21 protein-coding genes are annotated in these 20188 nt (G+C 57.9%); 11 read left to right on the top strand and 10 right to left on the bottom strand.

Annotation, left to right across the window (positions count from 1 at the left end; genetic code table 11):
- Positions 1-17: 17 nt before the first annotated feature.
- Positions 18-770, bottom strand: coding sequence for a FadR/GntR family transcriptional regulator (locus CU103_RS19475; protein ID WP_245448885.1), 753 nt, complete (start codon positions 768-770; stop codon positions 18-20).
- A 210-nt stretch (positions 771-980) separates the two neighbouring features.
- Here CU103_RS19475 and CU103_RS19470 point away from each other — a divergent pair, with 210 nt between their 5' ends.
- From CU103_RS19470 to CU103_RS19435, 8 genes are all read left to right on the top strand, one after another.
- Positions 981-1889 (top strand): LysR family transcriptional regulator, encoded by a 909-nt coding sequence (locus tag CU103_RS19470; RefSeq protein WP_106665699.1) that lies wholly within the window; start codon positions 981-983, stop codon positions 1887-1889.
- A gap of 127 nt (positions 1890-2016) precedes the next feature.
- Entirely contained in the window at positions 2017-3177 is a 1161-nt protein-coding gene (locus CU103_RS19465) for an ABC transporter substrate-binding protein (RefSeq protein WP_106665698.1), read from the top strand.
- Between the two features lie 188 nt (positions 3178-3365).
- A complete protein-coding gene (locus tag CU103_RS19460; protein ID WP_106665697.1) occupies positions 3366-4364 on the top strand; it encodes an ABC transporter ATP-binding protein in 999 nt (332 codons plus the stop codon).
- Positions 4361-5314 carry an ABC transporter permease gene (locus tag CU103_RS19455; RefSeq protein WP_106665696.1) on the top strand — a complete coding sequence of 318 codons (954 nt, stop codon included), beginning with the start codon at positions 4361-4363 and terminating at the stop codon, positions 5312-5314. Before CU103_RS19460 ends, CU103_RS19455 begins: the two co-directional genes overlap by 4 nt.
- Complete coding sequence (locus CU103_RS19450) at positions 5304-6119, top strand: ABC transporter permease (RefSeq protein WP_106665695.1); 816 nt, start codon at positions 5304-5306, stop codon at positions 6117-6119. Before CU103_RS19455 ends, CU103_RS19450 begins: the two co-directional genes overlap by 11 nt.
- A 21-nt stretch (positions 6120-6140) precedes the next feature.
- Positions 6141-7568: a gamma-aminobutyraldehyde dehydrogenase gene (locus CU103_RS19445; protein WP_106665694.1), complete on the top strand. Its 1428-nt coding sequence runs from the start codon at positions 6141-6143 to the stop codon at positions 7566-7568.
- Positions 7569-7630: 62 nt separating this feature from the next.
- Positions 7631-8236 (top strand): sulfite oxidase-like oxidoreductase, encoded by a 606-nt coding sequence (locus tag CU103_RS19440; RefSeq protein ID WP_106665693.1) that lies wholly within the window; start codon positions 7631-7633, stop codon positions 8234-8236.
- A gap of 2 nt (positions 8237-8238) precedes the next feature.
- Positions 8239-8988: an FAD-binding oxidoreductase gene (locus tag CU103_RS19435; RefSeq protein ID WP_106665692.1), complete on the top strand. Its 750-nt coding sequence runs from the start codon at positions 8239-8241 to the stop codon at positions 8986-8988.
- A 1-nt stretch (position 8989) separates the two neighbouring features.
- Here the strand turns inward: CU103_RS19435 and CU103_RS19430 are convergent, their stop codons facing one another.
- The 7 genes from CU103_RS19430 to CU103_RS19400 all read right to left on the bottom strand — a co-directional run bounded on the left by CU103_RS19430 (position 8990) and on the right by CU103_RS19400 (position 15866).
- Complete coding sequence (locus tag CU103_RS19430) at positions 8990-10063, bottom strand: ABC transporter ATP-binding protein (protein WP_106665691.1); 1074 nt, start codon at positions 10061-10063, stop codon at positions 8990-8992.
- A 26-nt stretch (positions 10064-10089) separates the two neighbouring features.
- Complete coding sequence (locus CU103_RS19425) at positions 10090-10914, bottom strand: carbohydrate ABC transporter permease (protein WP_106665690.1); 825 nt, start codon at positions 10912-10914, stop codon at positions 10090-10092.
- 11 nt (positions 10915-10925) lie between these two features.
- Complete coding sequence (locus CU103_RS19420; protein WP_245448890.1) at positions 10926-11804, bottom strand: carbohydrate ABC transporter permease; 879 nt, start codon at positions 11802-11804, stop codon at positions 10926-10928.
- A 66-nt stretch (positions 11805-11870) separates the two neighbouring features.
- Positions 11871-13199, bottom strand: coding sequence for an ABC transporter substrate-binding protein (locus tag CU103_RS19415; protein WP_162707160.1), 1329 nt, complete (start codon positions 13197-13199; stop codon positions 11871-11873).
- Positions 13200-13256: 57 nt separating this feature from the next.
- Positions 13257-13916, bottom strand: a complete 660-nt coding sequence (locus tag CU103_RS19410) for a GntR family transcriptional regulator (protein ID WP_106665688.1) — start codon at positions 13914-13916, stop codon at positions 13257-13259.
- Positions 13917-13953: 37 nt separating this feature from the next.
- Positions 13954-14856, bottom strand: a complete 903-nt coding sequence (locus CU103_RS19405) for a dihydrodipicolinate synthase family protein (RefSeq protein ID WP_106665687.1) — start codon at positions 14854-14856, stop codon at positions 13954-13956.
- Positions 14857-14942: 86 nt separating this feature from the next.
- The gene (locus CU103_RS19400) at positions 14943-15866 is read right to left on the bottom strand and encodes a PfkB family carbohydrate kinase (protein ID WP_106665686.1); all 924 of its coding nucleotides are present in this window, start codon (positions 15864-15866) and stop codon (positions 14943-14945) included.
- Between the two features lie 171 nt (positions 15867-16037).
- On the opposite strand from CU103_RS19400, the gene CU103_RS19395 reads away from it, so the two are divergent.
- From CU103_RS19395 to CU103_RS19385, 3 genes are all read left to right on the top strand, one after another.
- Complete coding sequence (locus tag CU103_RS19395; RefSeq protein ID WP_106665685.1) at positions 16038-16928, top strand: MBL fold metallo-hydrolase; 891 nt, start codon at positions 16038-16040, stop codon at positions 16926-16928.
- A 196-nt stretch (positions 16929-17124) separates the two neighbouring features.
- Positions 17125-17562 (top strand): hypothetical protein, encoded by a 438-nt coding sequence (locus CU103_RS19390; RefSeq protein ID WP_106665684.1) that lies wholly within the window; start codon positions 17125-17127, stop codon positions 17560-17562.
- Between the two features lie 348 nt (positions 17563-17910).
- Complete coding sequence (locus CU103_RS19385; RefSeq protein ID WP_106665683.1) at positions 17911-18348, top strand: hypothetical protein; 438 nt, start codon at positions 17911-17913, stop codon at positions 18346-18348.
- 134 nt (positions 18349-18482) lie between these two features.
- Here the strand turns inward: CU103_RS19385 and CU103_RS19380 are convergent, their stop codons facing one another.
- Together CU103_RS19380 and hyi are read right to left on the bottom strand one after the other, a co-directional pair.
- A complete protein-coding gene (locus CU103_RS19380; protein WP_106665682.1) occupies positions 18483-19367 on the bottom strand; it encodes a 2-hydroxy-3-oxopropionate reductase in 885 nt (294 codons plus the stop codon).
- Between the two features lie 2 nt (positions 19368-19369).
- A complete protein-coding gene (hyi, locus tag CU103_RS19375; protein WP_106665681.1) occupies positions 19370-20185 on the bottom strand; it encodes a hydroxypyruvate isomerase in 816 nt (271 codons plus the stop codon).
- Positions 20186-20188: the final 3 nt, after the last annotated feature.

The following is a 20188-nucleotide window of genomic DNA, read 5'->3' as shown; positions in this document are numbered from 1 at the left end:
TCGCGTGCCGGCCGGATCTAGGCTTCTCTGGCCTGGCCGGCCGTCAGCACCCGTTCGGCGCCCTCGCGAATAACGACACGCATGGCTTCCTTTGCCGCTTCTGCGTCGCCGGCCTTGATCGCGTCGGCGATTGCCGCGTGCCTTGCAACCGAGCGGACGTGGCTTTCGGAGTTTGGTATCGGCGAACTGATTGTGAAGGTGGTGACCAGCGCCACTTCGATCAGGGCACTGATCGAACGCATGAACGGATTCCCGGAAGCATCGGCAATTCCGATGTGGAACTGCAGATCGCTATAGACGAATTCCTGGGCGGACTCACGCGCGCTCCCCATACGCGCGACCCAATGATACAGCTTCTCGAGTTGCGCGTCGGTTCGCCGGAGCGCCGCGAGGCCAGCTGCTTCAGGCTCCAGCGCAAGGCGCATTTCGACGATGCTGGACAAAAAATGCGCGCTTGCTCCCGCTTCGAAGTGCCAGACGAGAATATCAGGATCGAAGAGGTTCCAATGCGAGCGCTCCAGCACGCGCGTGCCGATCTTGGCCTTTGGTTGGATCAAGCCCTTGGCCGCGAGCGTTTTCAACGCCTCGCGCAGCACCGTTCTCGATACGCCGAATCGCTCGAGCAATTCCGCGTCGCCAGGCAGAATGCTGTTTTCGGGATAGGCACCACTGATGATCTTAAGCCCGAGATCGCGCATGACATGGCCATGGTGTGTCCGCGATTGGCCCGCCGTGCGAAAATCGTAATGGGTGAGCTCGTTGCCTGCCAACTCTTTGCCTGCTATCTGCTTGTATGTCTGGGGAGCCCGGCCAACAATCGCCGTCGCTTGAAGCGATACGGCTCTGCCTCCCTGCCTGCCTCCCAACCTCTGCACACTATTTATAATATAATAATATCAATAACAATGTGCAAAGCTCGATTGCCTGCATGAATAACCCGCCCGCTTGCCAATTTAGCCCGACGCAGTGTTAAGTCAGGCATGGCATTCACACTCCGGCAGTTGCAATATTTCGTCGCCGTCGCAGAGCAAGGCTCGATTACGCGTGCCGCGCAAAACCTGTCGATTTCACAGTCGTCGATCACCGAGGCAGTGAAGGAACTTGAAAGCGATCTCGGGGTTGAACTCTTCGAGCGTCATCCGCGCGGGCTTGACATCACCTATAACGGCCATCAGTTCCTGCGGCATGCCACGAAGATCCTGGCTGGTGTTTCAGATGCCCGCCGGTCTTTTTCCGCAGAAACGCCCAAACCGGCGGGCAAGCTCAACCTGGGTGTCACTTCGCTGGTGGCCGGTTACGTATTGTCCGACCTTCTGGCCCGATTTCGCCGTGCCAGCCCGGGCGTCGAGGTAAGCGCTATTGAGGACAACGGCTCTTACCTCGAGCACCTTTTGGTTGGCGGTGAGCTGGATGTGGCGGTGATGGTGATCTCGAACTTGCGTGACCGCATGGCGCTGCAGGCGGAAATCATCGAGACATCACCATACAGACTCTGGCTGCCGCTTGGTCATCCGCTGGTCAGCGCTGACATTATCTCTGTCAACGATATCGCAAGTGAACCCTTGATCATGCTGACGGTCGATGAAATCGAGGAAGATACCGGCAAGCTACTGACCGCGCTTGGTGCGCGTCCGCATGTTGCCTTCCGCACGCGCTCGGTCGAAGCCGTGCGCAGCCTGGTCGCCACGGGTGCTGGCATCGCGCTCCTGCCGGATCTTGTTTATCGCCCTTGGTCGCTTGAAGGTGACCGCATCGAGAGCCGCGATGTTTCCGGTGCCCTGCCTGTCGTGCAAGTCGGCATGGTCTGGCGGAAAGGTTCCAGTCTTCCACAGTCGGCACGTGATTTTGTTGGTATCGCCGAAGCTCTCCGCAGCGGCCGCGGCCGTTAGAATAATGCGATATCGGAAATTCCGATATCAGCCTTCTCATAAATGAATTTGCGAATGCGGAGAAATAAAGGCACTCTGACCTCCGGGAACATAGGCCGCAAAATGCGACCAAAACGGGAGAATTGAGATGAAGCAGATTCTGAAATCCTGCACGGCACTGACGCTGTCCCTCGCCTTCACGACACAAGTCCTCGCTCAGGAAGCTTTGAAGGAACTCGGCAAAGGCGAAGGCGAACTCTCCATCGTCGCGTGGCCCGGCTACATCGAACGCGGCGACACCGACAAGGCTTACGACTGGGTTACGGGTTTCGAGAAAGAGACGGGCTGCAAGATCAGCGTCAAGACTGCTGCCACATCGGATGAGATGGTGGCGCTGATGAATGAAGGCGACTTCGATCTTGTCACCGCATCCGGCGATGCTTCGCTCCGTCTCGTCGCCGGCAAACGCGTGCAACCGATCAACACCGATCTCATACCAAGCTGGAAGACTCTCGACGAACGCATGCAGAAAGCGCCCTGGCATACGGTCAAGGATGTGCACTACGGCGTGCCCTATGTCTGGGGTCCGAACGTGCTGATGTACAATACGGATGCCTTCAAAGATAAGGCGCCAACCAGCTGGAACGTCGTGTTCGAGGAGATGACCCTGCCGGACGGCAAGTCGAACAAGGGGCGAATACAGGCTTACGACGGCCCGATTCACATTGCCGACGCCGCCAACTACCTGATGTTCCACAAGCCGGAGCTGGGCATCAAGAACCCGTACGAGCTCAACGAAGACCAATACAAGGCGGCGCTTGATCTCCTGCGTGTGCAGCGGACCCTCGCCGGACGCTACTGGCATGATGCCATGATCCAGATCGACGATTTCAAGAATGAAGGTGTGGTGGCTTCCGGTTCCTGGCCGTTCCAGGTCAATTTGCTGAAAGCGGAGAAGAAGCCCATCGCATCGGTTGTCCCCGAGGAAGGCGCCACGGGATGGGCTGATACGACCATGCTGCATGCCGACAGCCCGCATCCGAACTGCGCCTATATGTGGATGGAGCATTCCCTTTCGACGAAGGTCCAGGGCGATGTTTCTGCCTGGTTCGGCGCTAATCCTTCGGTCGGAGCAGCCTGCAAGGGCAATGAACTCCTGACCGATGAAGGCTGCGCAACCAATGGCTACAATGATTTCGACAAGATCAAGTTCTGGAGAACCCCAGTGTCGAAGTGCGAAAGTCAAAGCGAGTGTGTTCCCTATCACCGCTGGGTCTCGGACTATATCGGTGTGATCGGCGGACGGTGAGTTTTCGCGGGTACCCTCCATGCCCTCCCCCCTTGTGGGGAGGGGGCTGCGAAGCAGCAGGGAGGGACAATTTGAAAATACGCTCGGCTTTGCGACATTAGTATACTTTTAACAACCCCCTCCCCGGACCTGCGGTCCGTCCCTCCCCTCAGAGGGAGGGTTGGAGGCGGATCACCCTGGAGCAAACCATGACCGCCGTCCTCTTCGAGAATGTATCGCGCCACTTCGGTGCCGTGCGTGCCGTGGATGCAGTCGACCTTGCCATAGCCGAGGGCGAATTCTTCGCCATGCTCGGTCCATCGGGTTCAGGCAAGACTACTTGCCTTCGATTGATGGCAGGGTTCGAACAGCCAACCGGCGGGCACATCGAGATATTCGGTGAAACAGCGGAAGGCGTGCCGCCTTACCGCCGTAGCGTCAACACGGTCTTTCAGGATTATGCGCTGTTCCCGCACTTGAGTATCCTCGACAATGTCGCCTATGGCCTGATGGTCAAGGGCGTCGGGAGGGAAGAACGGCGCAAGGCAGCGGAAGACGCTCTCGCCATGGTGAAGCTGCCCGGCTACGGAACCCGCCGCCCGGGCCAGCTTTCGGGTGGCCAGCGCCAGCGTGTTGCGCTCGCCCGCGCATTGGTCAACAAACCGAAAGTTCTGCTTCTGGACGAGCCGCTCGGCGCCCTCGATCTGAAACTGCGCGAGCAGATGCAGGAAGAGCTCAAATCCCTGCAGAAAACCCTCGGCATTACGTTTGTCTTCGTCACACATGATCAAGGTGAAGCACTGTCGATGGCCGACCGCATAGCCGTGTTCAACGACGGCAAGATTCAGCAGCTGGGTACACCGGAAGAGGTCTACAAGCAGCCGCGAACCCGTTTTGTCGCCGATTTCGTCGGCTCCTCCAATGTCCTGCCGCCAGAATTTGTCAAACAACTGGGCGCTGCAAACCAATATGCCAGCCTTCGGCCCGAGGCGATTACGCTGGGTCGTGGCGGCGATGGCAAGCTCGTCCTCAATGGAACGGTGCTGTCGCGCAGTTTCCTCGGTGCCGCCAATCGCGTGCTTGTCAGTGTCAACGGCACGAAGATTAACGTCATGAGTCCGGCAACGGCCTCGATCCCCGCTGAAGGCAATCCAGTCACATTGAGCTTCGATCGTGCCGACTTGCATTTGATGGATCAGGCGTCATGAGCGCGATCGTCGAACAACGATCGATTCTCCCGGATCGCGGCAGCCTAACCAGCCGCGTCTCGGATTTCCTCTGGAAGCACCCTTATGTGCTTCTTACTATTTTGCTTGCGCCGCCGCTTCTTTGGCTCGGCATCATCTATCTCGGTTCGCTGTTCGCACTGCTGCTGCAGAGCTTTTTCTCAATCGACGACTATTCCGGGCTGATCAACTATGAATTCACGCTCGCGACGTACAGACAGCTTCTGAACGAAGCCAATTTCGACATCATCGTGCGGACAGTGTCGATGGCTGCCATCGTGACGCTGGTCTCGGCTGTCATTGCCTTTCCCATCGCCTATTATGCCGCCCGCTACGCCCGGGGAAAATGGAAGGTGTTCTTCTATCTCGGTGTCATGCTGCCGCTCTGGTCGAGCTACCTCGTCAAGATCTACGCCTGGAAGCTCATCCTTGCCAAGGAAGGTATCCTGACCTGGCTCTTAACCAAGCTCAATCTGCTCTGGCTGCTCGACGCCTGGCTATCGCTCCCCGTCATCGGCGGCAATTCCCTTTCGGTGAGCTACACCGGCACGTTCATCGTCTTCGTCTATGTGTGGATGCCGTTCATGATCCTGCCGATCCAGGCAGCGCTTGAGCGCGTCCCGACCAACCTCATCGAAGCGTCCTCCGATCTTGGCGCCACCCCGCAACAGACCTTCCGGCACGTGCTGTTTCCGCTGGCCCTGCCTGGCATTGTGGCCGGATCCATCTTCACTTTCTCGCTGACCCTCGGCGACTATATCATCCCGCAGATCATCGGTTCCTCACGGCTGTTCATCGGCCAAGCGGTCTATGCCCAGCAAGGGACGGCCGGGAACATCCCGCTGGCTGCGGCCTTCACGGTCGTACCGATCGTGATCATGGGCCTCTATCTGTGGGGGGCAAGACGAATGGGGGCTTTCGATGCGCTCTGATCGCTCCAACACTGCACCCCTGGGTCTGAAGATGGCTGCTGCTGGCGGGCTGCTCTTCCTCCACCTGCCACTGCTGCTTATCTTCCTCTATGCCTTCACCACCGAGGAAAAGAGCTATCAGTTTCCGCCGCCCGGACTGACGTTGAAATGGTTTGCGGTGACATGGGACAGACCCGATGTGTGGCAAGCCCTGTCATTATCGGTGCGCGTGGCTTCGATTTCGACAGTCATCGCGCTTGCCCTTGGAACACTCTGCGCTGCAGCCGTCAGCCAGACCCGCTTCTTTGGCCGCGAGACCATTTCGCTGCTGGTCATCCTGCCCATCGCCCTCCCCGGCATTATCACCGGCATTGCCCTGCGTTCGGCGTTCAGCCTGGCGGATATTCCCTTCTCGTTCTGGACCATCGTTCTTGGCCACGCGACCTTCTGCATTGTCGTTGTCTACAACAATGCCGTGGCGCGCTTCCGCCGCGTCTCCGGTTCGCTGATGGAAGCGTCGATGGATCTTGGCGCGAACGGATTCCAGACCTTCCGTTATATCATTCTGCCGAATATCGGCACCGCACTGCTGGCTGGCGGCATGCTGGCCTTCGCGCTGTCGTTCGATGAGGTCATCGTGACCACTTTCACCGGCGGGCAACAGTCGACTCTGCCCATCTGGATGCTGCAGGAGCTTATCCGCCCGCGCCAGAGACCCGTAACCAATGTGGTGGCGATGGTCGTGGTGATCGTGACCTTCCTGCCCATTCTCGCAGCCTACTACCTTACTCGCGACGGCGACCAGATTGCCGGCGCGGGCAAATAATCAATCTTGGGAGAACATGCCATGGATACGAAATTGCTGATTGGTTCAAAGTTCGAAACCGGAACGGAAGCCGAGGAACATGTCCTCAATCCGAAGACCGGTGCCAGGATCATTGACCTTGCCGAGGCCTCCCACAGCCAGATCGATGCAGCCGTCGACGCGGCGGAAGCAGCATTTGCCAGCTGGTCGCGCACGACCCCTGCCGAGCGATCCGGATATCTTCTGAAGATCGCCGACGCCATCGAGAAGCATGCGGACGATTTCGCTGCGCTCGAAGCGCTGAATTGCGGCAAGCCGATCAATGCGGTGCGCAATGACGAACTGCCTGCGATCATCGATTGCTGGCGCTTTTTCGCCGGAGCCGTCCGCACGCTCACGTCTCCGGTTGCCGGCGAGTATCTGCCCGGCCATACATCGATGATCCGCCGCGATGCCATTGGCATTGTCGGCTCGATCGCGCCCTGGAACTACCCGCTGATGATGATGGCATGGAAACTGGCGCCTGCCATCGCCGGGGGGAACACCGTCGTGTTCAAACCTTCGGAACAAACACCGCTCACTGCGTTGAAAATGGCGCGGCTGCTAGCGCACATTCTGCCGGAGGGCGTGGTCAATGTCATTCTCGGACGCGGCGAAACGGTTGGCAATGCGCTGATCAACCATCCGAAGATCGGCATGGTTTCGATCACCGGCGATATTGCCACCGGCAAGAAGGTGCTGCAGGCGGCGGCAAAGACGGTGAAACGCACGCATCTGGAACTGGGCGGCAAGGCACCCGTCATCGTCTATAACGATGCGGATCTTGAAGCAGTCGTGAATGGTATCCGCACCTTCGGCTATTACAATGCCGGACAGGACTGTACCGCAGCATGCCGCATCTATGCGCAGGATGGCATCTACGAAAAGCTGGTTGCCGACCTGACCTCGGCCGTTTCGACCATCCGCTACAATGAGGAAGACGATACGATCAACGAGATCGGTCCGCTGATCTCGGGGCGTCAGCGTGACCGCGTGGCAAGCTTCGTCGAACGAGCGACCGAGCAGAAGCACATCGAGATAACGACCGGTGGCGGCGCAGGCAGCAAGAACGGCTTCTTCTTCCAGCCGACTGTGGTTGCGGGCGCGACCCAGGAGGATGAGATCGTCCGCCGCGAAGTGTTTGGTCCCGTGGTTTCCGTAACGCGGTTCAAAGACGATGATCAGGCAGTTATCTGGGCCAATGACAGTGATTATGGCCTCGCCTCGTCTGTCTGGACGCGGGATATTTCCAAGGCGATGAAAGCTGCATCCACCCTGCAATATGGCTGCACCTGGATCAATACCCACTTCATGCTGACCAATGAAATGCCGCATGGCGGCGTCAAGCAATCGGGCTACGGCAAGGACATGTCGGCCTATGCGCTGGAGGATTACACGGCCGTGCGTCACATCATGATCAACCACGGATAGCCAGGTTCCGGGCTTGGCGGAGACTGCCAACTGTGGTTGTATCGCATCAGGAGTGACAACCGATGACGACACGCGGCTTTACCGGCCGGCGGCAACCGCCGGAAATCACAGATCGCATCCCGCCCGGCCAGTCCCTGACCGACGATTTTCCGGTCCTGTCTGCCGGACCTACACCGCGTATCCGTACGGAAGACTGGTCCTTCACGCTTAAGGCCGGTCCCAAGCCAGTCATCAAATGGGATTGGGCCGAATTCAACACTCTGCCGCAAACGAAATTTACCCGCGATATTCATTGCGTCACTGCCTGGTCGAAACTCGATACGCGCTGGCAGGGCGTATTGATTGACGATGTCCTGGCGGAAGCCGGCATAGAGCCGCCAACGGAATTCACGCTGGCGCATTCCTATGACGGCTATTCGACGAATGTACCTGCGAAAGATCTTCTCGGCGGCAAGGCGATGATCGCCACTCATTATGATGGCAAGCCCTTGACGCCGGACCATGGCGGTCCCGCGCGCCTGCTGGTCCCGCATCTCTACTTCTGGAAATCTGCAAAGTGGATCAATGGCCTGCAATTCACCACACGCGACGAACCCGGTTTCTGGGAACTGCGCGGCTACCACACCTATGGCGATCCGTGGCGCGAGCAGCGCTACACCGGCGATTGAGAATGCAGGAGCAGGCAGTCTCCGCACAGGCGAAATGGCAGAAGGCGGCCATCACTGGCCTCGTCAGGCAGACACCGCGCGTTATCAGTATCTTCTTCAGGCCGTCCCTGATCTTCCCTTACAGGCCGGGTCAGCATGTCGATGTACGCCTGAGTGCCCCCGATGGCTATCAGGCGCAGCGCAGTTATTCGATCGCGTCAGCGCCAGAAAGTGGCGGCGTGATTGAGCTTGCCATCGAGCGGCTCGATGACGGCGAAGTTTCCACTTTTTTCCATGATGTCGCGACCATCGGCGATGAGATCGAGCTGCGTGGTCCAATCGGCGGGCATTTCATCTGGACCGTCGAGGATGGTGGGCCGATCCTGCTGATCGGCGGCGGCTCCGGCGTGGTGCCGCTCGTTTCAATGTTGCGCCACCGCGCAGCACAAAACGCTTCGCCGCCCGTCCTGCTGCTCTACTCGGCTCGAACATGGGACGAGCTGATCTTCCGCGAGGAACTGCTGGCCCTCAAGCAGGAAGGCAATCGTTTCGATCTCGTGCTGACCCTGACGCGCGAACATGCGGCACATATTGCCGATTACGACCGGCGTATCGATCCGGCGATGGTCGCGGAATTGCTGCATCGCATGCTATCGCCCCCAAATCAGGTTTTTGTCTGCGGATCAAATGCCTTTGTCACCGCGGCCTCCGACGCGCTGATTGCGGCGGATGTTCCGGCCGCAATCATCCGCACCGAGCGCTACGGTGTCTAGTCTAATTCGGCAGCGTCTTGCTGCCGATCCGTGCACCGCTCGCCGTGTCGAACAGGTGGCTGGTCGCCGGGTCAATTGCCACGTGGAGCGTGTCATTCGGCTTGATCGAAAGGCGATCGCGGAACAGGCAGGAAATCTCCTGATTGCCGATCTTGCCGACCACCATGATCTCGGAGCCTGTCGGCTCGACCACATCGACCTTCACGGGGATGCCGCTATCGGCGATCCTGATGTGTTCCGGGCGGATGCCATAGGTCGCCTCAGCGGCCGTGGGTGAGCCCGTGCCGGCTGGCAATGGCAATTTGATGCCGTCCGGCGTAACAAACGCACCACCTTCGACCTTACCCTTGATAAAATTCATTGCGGGCGAGCCGATAAACCCGGCAACGAACAAGTTGGCCGGATAATCGTAAAGGTCGAGCGGAGTGCCGATCTGTTCGACAAGACCATCCTTCATCACCACGATCTTGTCGGCCATGGTCATGGCTTCGATCTGGTCATGCGTCACATAGACGATCGTCGTGCCAAGGCGCTGATGCAAACCTTTGATCTCGCTGCGCATCTGCACGCGAAGCTTGGCGTCGAGATTGGACAGCGGTTCGTCGAACAGGAACACCTGGGGGTCACGAACGATCGCGCGCCCCATGGCGACACGTTGGCGCTGACCGCCGGAAAGCTGTCGCGGAAACCGGTCCAGCAGCTTTTCCAGACCAAGGATTTCTGCCGCACGCCCAACGCGGCTCTCCTTCTCCTGCTTCGGCGCATTCTTCAGCATGAGCGCAAAGCCCATATTGTCCGCAACAGTCATGTGCGGATAGAGCGCGTAGTTCTGGAACACCATGGCGATATCGCGCTCTTTCGCCGGCAGATCGTTGACCACGCGGCTGCCGATGGCAATCTCACCGCCGGTGATTTCCTCAAGCCCGGCGATCATGCGCAGCAGTGTCGATTTTCCGCAGCCGGAAGGCCCGACAAGGATGACGAACTCGCCGTCTTCGATGTCGACCGAAACGCCATGCATGACGTTGACATTGCCGTAAGTCTTGGTGACGTCCCTGATGGAGACCGAGGCCATGCGACCCTCCCTGTTCTATACCTTAATTAACCGCCCTTGACGGCACCGGCAGTAAGGCCGGCAATGATCTGGCGTTGTGCAAAGACGGTGAGCAGCAGCACCGGCAACGTCACGACGAACGCAGCAGCGGCAAGCGGCCCCCAACTGACCTGTTCGAACGACAGCATGTTATAGACGGCGACCGGCAGCGTTCGCGTTTCGCGGCTCGCGAGTACGATGCCGAAGACGAAATTGTTCCACGAGAAGATAACCGCAAGGATCAACGACACCACGATGCCGGGTTTCGCGATCGGCAGTGCAACCATACGGAATACCTGCCATGAGGTTGCGCCGTCGATCATCGCGGCTTCCTCGAGTTCCATGGGGGTGGTTTCGAAATAGCCGATCATGATCCAGATGACGATCGGGACCGTTACCACGAGATGGATGATGATTTGCGGCCAGAGCGTACCGAGGAGGCCCAATGTCTGGAACAGCAGGAAGAGCGGGATCAGATAGGACAGACCCGGCGTCATACGGGCGATCATGACGACGATCGCCGCCTTGTCGGCACGAAGACGGGCTATACCATAGCCGGCCGGGACACCGACCAGAAGCGCCAGCAGCGTCGCGGTACCTGTCACCAGAAGGCTGTTCCAGAAATAGTGGAGGAAATCATTGGTGGCGAAGATGTCCGTATAATTCGACCAGGCGAAATTCTCCGGAATAAAGATCGGCGGATAGGCGCCGTTGTCGATTTCGTATTTCAGCGACAGCGACAGCATCCACAAAAAGAAGAAGATTGCCGGTGAAACGATCACGAAGACGACGAAGGCTGTCCCTACGGATTTAAGCAAATTGCGGCGCGCCATGACGTATCTCCTCAACTATTCCACTTTGTCCGCTGGCGCAGATAGAGCAGCGCGAGCGACATGGTGATGATGACGATAAAGAAGACGACGGCCAGCGCCGAGCCGTAGCCAATGTCGTAATAGGCGAAGGCAACATTATAGAGATAGATGTTGATTGTCTCCGATGCCGTGCCCGGCCCTCCCTGGGTCATGGCGAAGATGATGTCGAAGCTTTTCAGCGCATCGATGGAGCGAATGATCACGGCGACCATCATGAAAGGCAGGATCATTGGCAGTGTTATATAGCGGAACTTCTGCCAGCCATTGGCGCCATCGATCTCGGCACTCTCGAACGGATCGCGCGGCATCGCCGCCAGCCCGCCCAACACAATCAGCATCACGAGCGGCGTCCACTGCCATGTCTCGACCAGCACGAGCGACGGGATCACGGTATTCTGGTTGAATATCCATTCCTGTGGACCAATTCCGATGAACGACAGCAGATAGTTGAGCACCCCGAGCTGCGGATGGAACATCATTGTCCAGACAAGCGCAATCGCCACGGGCGTTGCCATCATCGGCATGACGAAGATCCCTCGCAGCAACCCGCGCATCGGCAGTTTGCTGTCAAAGACAAGGGCCGCAATCGTGCCGAAAAACAGGGGAGCTACAACGGACAGGACCGTATAGAGGATCGTGTGGCTCATCGATTCCCAGAACCGCTGGTCGCCGGCCAGCCTGGCGAAATTGGCGAGGCCGACGAAACTCTTCTCACCGCCGAGATGCCATTCATTTACGCTCATCCACAGCGTGAACACCCACGGGAAAATGATCACCGCCCCAACGATGACCAGAGCCGGAATGACGAATGGCCAATAGCTTGGCTTCAAGCGGCTCTTGCCCACTTTCATTCCGGCTTTCCGTTGTTCACTGGTCAGGGTGGTCGGGGCGGTGATTGTCATCGGAATACTCGATCCTCAGCTTTCGCTTTTTGCCAGGACGGGACGGAATTCTTCCGTCGCACGTTTCATTTCCGTTGCGGGATCAGCGCCGCCAAGGAGGTTGGTCAATCCAACACCCATCACGTCGCGGAACTCGGTGACTGGAACGATGACCGGCAAACAAAGCTGGCTGATCGGCGCGGATTCCGACAGAACCTTCGCCCACTCGGCCGGCATGGTCACGCCCTTCAGCACTTCCGGATCGTTGAGGACCGAGTTGCGGAACGGAACACCGGAGCCCGACTGCAACAGACGTGCTCCCATCTCTTTCGAAATTGCCCACTGGCAGTAGAGATAGGCGGCTTCCTTCTTCGACGAGCCTTCTGTAACGCCGATGCCGTCACCAAACGTCGGCGCCGCCTGTGCGGCCGGGCCCTTTGGCATGACGCCGTAGCCGACTTTGCCGACGACGCGGGACTTCTGCGGGTTTTCGAGCGGCGGTGCGAACCCGATACCATCGAGCCACATGGCAACCTTGCCCTGCAGGAAGCTCGACTGGCATTCGGCCCAGTTGAAGCCGGTAACACCGGGAGGCGCGGATTTGGTCATGAGACGCTGGTAGAGCGTGGCTGCCTCGATCGCCTCAGGCGTATCGGTCTGCAGCTTGCCGTCCTCGACCGTGCTCTTGCCATAGCCGAGCATCAGGCTGGCCCAGACCGGAGTATTGGCGTTTTTCATGCCGCGGGCGACAAAACCATAAACGCCATTGTCCTTGTCGGTCAGCTTTTCGGCGGCAGCGACAAGTTCATCGAACGTCTTCGGATATTCGACGCCCTTGGCGGCAAAGAGTTCCTTGTTCCAGTAGACGATCCAGTAGTCAACCGAGAATGGCAGGCCGCCGAAGCGCCCGTTTTTGTCCTTGGCAAAGGCGAGACCAGCCTCGGCGAAATCGCTCTCTACCAGCGAGGGATCAGTCAGGCTCGGATCCTTGAGGAATGGCGTCAGATCGGCGAGCCAGCCGCCTTTTTCGAACTGCCGCTTCTGCACATGGTAGCTGATGTGGATGACATCAAAGCTTGGCTGGCCAGATGTGAGTTCGATGACTGCCTTCTGCCGCTGCTGCTGCTCGGGCGTCTGTTCGGAATTGACCTTGATGCCGGTCAGTTCTTCGAATTCCTTCTGATACTTCTGAAGAATATCGCCGCGCGGGCTCTTGATGAGATTGACCTCGAGTGTCGTGCCCGCATATTTCTTCCAGTCCACATTCGCGAATGCCGGCTTCAACCCGGTGATGCTTGCGGCACCCAGTGCCGCCGACCCGGCCAGGAACTGGCGGCGTGTCGGTTTAACGAAATTCATGCTCATTGTATCCTCCTCGTGTGACTCATTCGAGTGGCAACTCCCATTACCAGCTTCGATGATTTAAAGTTTCAGCGCCAAATTTCTCGCATTATTGATATGCACCGCAATTGCATCCATTGCCGCTTGCGGGTCGCGGGTTTCAATGGCCGTCAGCACCGCAAGATGCTCCCGCATGACGGGGACAACACGGCCGGTAATGCGGAACCTTTCCTGATTGATCAGGCGCATCTTGATCGCGTTGATACGGTATGCCCTCGCAATTATCCCGTTCCCGAGGGAATCGATGATCGTTTCATGCAGGTTCCAGTCGATTGTCTGCGCACGCAGCTCAAGCTCGGGGGTCTCCCTGCCCTGCAACGCCTCCTCCAGCGTATCCTCATGCTCTTTCCGTAGCGTGGCCAGCAATTCGTCGGATGCGGAGGTGCAGAACAATGCAATCGCCTCCTTCTCCATGAACAGACGAAACTGAAAGGCTTCGCGGATCAGATTCAGGTCGATATGCGCAATCTGAATGCCACGCTGCGGGATAGTCTTGACCAGCCCCTCTGCCTCCAGACGCGGCACCAGTTCGCGAATGGCCCCAAGCGGCATTCCGGTCATCGCGACAAGCTGGCGCTGTGATACGAACTGTCCGGGATTGATATCACGGGCAAGAAGATGCTCCGTGAAGCTCGCATAGGCCTTCTCTCGCAGTCTTACGGGCTCGTTACCATCATCCATGCCGCTCTCCCGACGAATCCTGAGAATACTCCCTTTATTACGCTGCGGCCGCTACAAACAAGCGGTCGAAGATACCGGTCAGACGCTTGAAATCGGAATCCGGCAAGGCCTGCAGCGGTGCACGCGCCCGGCGCCAGCCCGCATCGCCCGAATGATGTGCAACCAGCGCTTTGACCGCTGGCGTGACCGGAAACTTCAGAAGCTCATTGACCGCTTCGATCATCGCCGGATCTTCGCGCCCCTCATTGATCATGGGCAGCAGCCGGTCAGCGTAGAGATTCGCCATGCCCGAGATCGCACCCTGCCCTCCGAGGCGGACGCCCGCAGCCAGGTCGCGCTCATCACCGATGAGGATGGCGAGGTCTTTGTGTTTTGCAAGCAGCTTCTCCGTATAGCTCCAGTTGCCCGACGAATCCTTCACACCCGCAACGATATCCGGGAAGGCCTCCCGCAGGCGAGTGACCAGATCGACCGAAAGTTCGACGGCGGTCACCGAAGGGATGTTGTATAGAATGACATCCCTTGCCGATGCCCCGGCTTCCTGGAAGACCGACGAGAACCAGACGAACAGCCCGTCATCACTGACGTTCTTGAAATAAGACGGCGGGGCGAGCAGGACGCCACGGCAGCCGGCATCAAATGCGGAACGGGACTGCACGGCGGCGTCCACATAGCAATTCGCCATCACACCGACGACGATCTGCGCCGGCTGGATGCCCGCATCGAGAAATTCTTTGAGAACGACCTCGCGCTCCTCATTGCCGATGGAAGAGCCCTCACCCGTAGTGCCGAACAGGGTCACGCTGCTGCAGCCACTGTTCAGGCAATGCCGTGCATGCTTGACCGCCTTTGACACATCGACGCGCATATCCGTATCGAAGGGCGTGGTGAGCGCGGCGGAAAGTCCAAATCGATCTACCCGAGACAATTGCTTCTCCATCTCATTTATCACTAAAGACATACTAACATGTTAGTCAAATGTCAATGGGTTTGCAGTGACCTTTCACATTCAAATGCGGGGGTGTCCTATCGGGTCAGGAAAGCTTCGAGCTCGGATTTCGTCGGGGCGCCGCGTCTGCCGCCGAAGCGGGAGCATTTGATCGCAGCCGCAGCACTGGCGAAACGCATGATCTGGTATGTGGGATGGCCCCGCGAGAGCGCCCAGGCGAAAACACCGTGAAAGACATCGCCGGCCGCCAGCGTATCAACCACATCAACAGCGAAGGCTGGCATATTGCGGACCTCGCCTTCAAGCGCATCGTACCAGAAACATCCCTTGTCGCCGCCGGTGACGGCAATGAATGCTCCATCACGTCCATAGAGTGCTGCAAGGGCGACGGTTGCCCGTTCCGGATCGCTCTCGCCGGTCACCTGTTCCGCCGCCGGCTCGGAGGCAACGATATGCGAGGCAAGCGGCAGGAGCATTTCCAGCGTCTCGAGCGGGGCCGTATCGGCATCGAGGACGCCATGAACACCGGCTCCGCGCGCGGCTTTCAGCGCTTGCGCCGCAGCGAGTGGCCAGCGCACATCGGTCATCACCACGTCGTATGCGCCCTCGGCGATGGGCGGCATGATCTGGGGCGCCGTCAATAATGCCGCGTCATAGAACGGTACGATCATCCGCTCGCCCGCTGCATCGACGAAAATCGAGGAAAAGGCCGAGCGGGCAGCATCGATTCTGCGGACAGAAGAGCAATCCACACCTTCGGCTGTCAGATCTTCAACGACCCGCCGCCCGATATCGTCGTCCCCGATCGAGGCCCAAAGGGAGACACCACCGCCGAGCCGCGCGATGCTCGCCGCGGCACTCGACGCCATGCCGGCCGCGATTTGGAGAGCCTCGACGGGAATGAATTTCCCCGGTCCGGGCGGCAGCCTGTCCAAACGAAAAATCGTGTCCATGGTCAGCGCACCGACACAGAGAATTCGTGGCTTTGTCGGATTTGGCATGATGGAAGCTTTCTTTCGCAGCGCGGGCAGGAATAAAAAGGGAGCGTCCCAGTTAGCGTCTTGAGCTGTTCTTTGGCAATGAGTGCCCGGTGAGATTTCGGCCGCACCGATTGACATTGAGAACCAAAACCGGAGAAAGTTGCAAAGACTTTCAAGTCGGGGGACGTGCAAGTGATAGAAGCCGCCATAAAGCCGGACGTTCATGCATTTTTCGACAAGCGGACCAGTTCCGTGCAATATGTCGTTACTGATCCAGAAACCAGACATTGCGCCATAATTGACGCCGTTCTCGACTTCGACGAAAAGTCGGGAGCGACTGCAACTGTCAACGCAGATCATATCCTGCATCATGTGGACGCGAACGGATTGACGGTCGAATGGATTCTGGAAACGCATCCGCATGCGGACCACTTTTCCGCAGCTCAATATCTGCGATCAAAAACGGGAGCGGCGACAGCGATCGGAAGCCACATCGTTGAGGTACAGGCCTTGTGGAAAAAGCTCTACAACTGGCCGGAATTTAGCGCCGACGGCTCTCAGTGGGACAGGCTTTTCGTGGCCGGCGACCGATTCAACATCGGTGAGCTTGATGCGACGGTAATGTTCTCCCCGGGGCACACTCTTGCGTCGATCACATATGTGATTGGCGATGCCGCTTTCGTTCACGACACCATGTTCATGCCTGACGGCGGGACCGCACGCACCGATTTTCCCGGTGGCAGCGCAGAGCAGCTGTGGCGATCGATCGAAGCCATCCTCGCCTTACCGGACGGGACCAGAGTGTTCGTCGGTCATGACTATCAGCCCGGTGGCCGGGACCCCCAGTGGGAAAGCACCGTCGCCGAACAGAAATCAAGCAACATCCATATCTCGCGCTGCAAATCTGCGACGGAATTTGTAGCCATGAGGCAAGCGCGGGATAAGACCCTGCCGATGCCCAAGCTCATTCTGGCCGCTCTCCAGATCAACATGAATGGGGGACGGTTGCCCGAAGCCGAAGCCAACGGCCAGCGTTATCTCAAAATACCGTTGAATGCCTTGGGCAATCCCAAATGGGACTGAGGTCTCCAACGGACATACGTACGCGTCCAAACTGACATCAAGAACAGTCGCGGCATCGACGAAGCCTGCACGTTTTCGTGAACGAAAACGTCCAGGCCTGATCGTGATTGGACTTAACGACCCGCTGGAGTCAGGCTTAACTCGGGTATAACCGGGGAAATGGGCGGACCAACTTTCGTTAGAGTAGGAGGCCAATATGAAGCACCATGCACTCTCGCAACTGCAGAGCGTCGCCGAGGTCGATCAGGAATACCCGCGCCCGGCAATGACGCGCAATGAACGCCTTGAACGCTGGGTGGAGCTCCTGGAACAGAACCCTGATCGCCGCCTCTCGACACTCAACCAGACCGAGTATCAGCCGGCCAGGGATCGCGCAGCCATGCGCAGCGATGACTCGCCGATCACTGTAGCATTCCAGGATCCAGTCCTTCGGGCAGCCGGGTTGGAAAACGACAGTTATGGCGAAGCGAAGCAGTTTTTCGAACTCACCGATCATCAACTGCACAGGGTCATCTGCTATTGCCATTTCGGCGCGACTGTTAGCGCTGGTACGGCCGCCTACCACATCCGCAAAGCGCTTGCCGGCCGACCGCGCGGCATCTTTGCCCGGTTGCGTGACATATTGGACAGATAGCGCCAGCGACAGATCGCTGGCTTACTGCTGAAGCGGCGTGCTTCGCTCGCCGAAGAGCGGGGGTTGCGCTGACTAAAGCGTTTGCGCAGGGCGCACCGTTCGCCAACTGGCGTCGCGCCCGATGGTGAAGTATGTTGAGCGCGTCTGTCAAACCTTTCTGCAAGAATTTGATGTTGCCGTTCTCGCCGCTCATGGGGCGCAGAAACCTGCCCTGCCATACATCTTCCGCCGCCCGCAAGCTGGCCATCCTCCTTGCGGCGCGCGTTCCCGGGGAAGCCGGCAGTGTCAGTAACGTGCATGGACAAATCCGCAGTAAAGGAGTCAATGGGAACGCTTTGGAGAAGTCAGATGGAAGCCAGGACCGCCACTCCCCAAGATCTCAGCCACGTTTTCGACCACCTTGCCGAGAGAATAAGCCAAGAGCACGCAAAGGCCGGCGAAACCGGCAGCAAAGCCCATGAGAAGCTCCTGATGGATCTTCGAGAAGGACGTGGACACGCATTGCTGGATGGGAACAAGACCTTGGCCGTTATAACCTGGCACGAAGAAGGCGGTATTGCTTACACATCATTTGCGGCCGATGAAGAATTCTTCAGTGCCAAGTCCGTCCGATTCTGCAAACGGCACATTCAGAAAATTCAGCAGCTTTGCGGCAACATCCCAATCCGCTCGATAAGCTGGAGCAAACATCCGGACGTTGATCGCTGGTTCGCTGTGATTGGATTTCAAAAGGTCGAACAGGACGAAAAAAGCTCTACGTTCGAGCTGCCTGCCAATCGCGTCTAAACATCTACCCTCCAATCGGCGCGAACGTTATCGTGACTGCCGGCATTGCCGCCCGCTCATCCGTGCGCATTTTCTTCGCAAACCAGGCGAGCCAGTGACGCGAAACCGCGTCGCTGGCGGTTGTGAGAAGGCGATCATGCAACCTGATGATTGGCTATGCGTTCGAGTGCCTTGACCAGACCGGAATGATCGAGTCCGCCGTCTCCATTGGCAGCGCAGCTGTTGAAAAGCTCCTGCGTCGATGCCGTATTGGGCAACGATACGCCAAGTGTCTTTGCACTTTGCAAAGCAAGGTTAAGGTCCTTCTGATGCAGCGAAATCCGGAAGCCGGGCTCGAATGTGCGCTTGATCATGCGCTCGCCATGCAATTCAAGAATGCGCGAGGAGGCAAATCCGCCCATCAATGCCTCGCGTACCCGGGCAGGATCGGCACCCGCTTTCGACGCAAGAACGAGGGCCTCCGAGATGGCCTCGATCGTCAGCGCCACGATGATCTGGTTGGCAACCTTCGTGACCTGACCATCGCCGCAATCGCCAACCAGCGTGATATTCTTTCCCATCAGCTTGAGCAGAGGCAAGGCACGGTCGAAGGCGCTTTGCGCACCGCCAGCCATAATGCTTAGTGTGGCGTTCTTGGCACCGACTTCGCCGCCAGAAACCGGTGCATCGATATATTCGCTGCCGGTTTCGCGAACTTTCCTGGCAAATTCCTTGGTCTCGATCGGCGAGATGGAGCTCATATCGATGACCAGCTTACCGGGCTTCAGTCCGAATACCACGCCGTTTTCGCCAAAGAGAACGTCCTTTACCTCTGGTGTATCCGGCAGCATCAGGATGATGATGTCAGTCTTCTCGGCCAGAGCCTTCGGGCTTTCAACAATCTTCAGACCGTTATCCAGCAGCTCCTGCTTTGGCTCGATAAAGAATTTCGATGTATAAAGGTCGTGTCCGGCGTCCTGTAAATGACGCGCCATGGGCGTGCCCATGATCCCCAGCCCAATAAACCCTATATCCGCCATGCTCAGCTCCTCATCCTGATTATATCTGCCGGCTTTCGTGCCGCTGACAGTTCGTTCAACCAGCCAAGCCCGCGTTGCGTTTCTGTTTTTGGTTTGTATTCGCAGCCGATCCAGCCGTCGTAACCGGCGTGATCCAACGCCGCGAACACGAATGGATAGTTGATCTCCCCCGTACCCGGCTCATTTCGTCCCGGATTATCCGCAAGCTGGATGTGCGCAATGAGCTGTTTATGCCGCTCATACGTGGCCACAAGTTCACCGCAGGTTCGCTGCTGGTGGTAAAGGTCATACTGAATGAAGAGGTTGTCGCTGCCGACCTCTTCGATGATCGAAGCCGCCTGCTCAACCGTATTCAGATAAAACCCGGGAATATCGTAATTGTTGATAGGTTCAATGAGCAGCCGGATGTGATATTTGGCAAGCTCCGTTGCTGCGAGCCTCAAATTGTGAACCAGGGTCGTGCGCAGAATATCGTCCGCCAATCCATTGGGGGCAATGCCTGAGAGACAGTTGATCTGTTTGCAACCAAGTGCGGTTGCATAGTCAATCGCTGTGGCGACACCGCGCCGGAATTCATCAATGCGGTCCGGCAACACCGCGATACCGCGTTCGCCTGCCCCCCAGTTGCCGGCGGGCAGATTGTGAAGGACCTGTACCAGCTGGTTTTCGGCCAGCTCATGCCTCAGTTCCTCGACTTTATAGTCATATGGAAAGAGGTACTCGACAGCTTCAAATCCTGCCTCACTGGCAAGCGCAAAGCGCTCCATGAATGGGACCTCATTGAAGAGCATCGTCAAATTTGCGGCGAACTTGGGCATGCA

Origin of the sequence: Phyllobacterium sophorae (genome assembly GCF_003010965.1) — a bacterium.
Taxonomy (GTDB): domain Bacteria; phylum Pseudomonadota; class Alphaproteobacteria; order Rhizobiales; family Rhizobiaceae; genus Phyllobacterium; species Phyllobacterium sophorae.
This window is presented reverse-complemented; position numbering and strand designations above follow the sequence as displayed.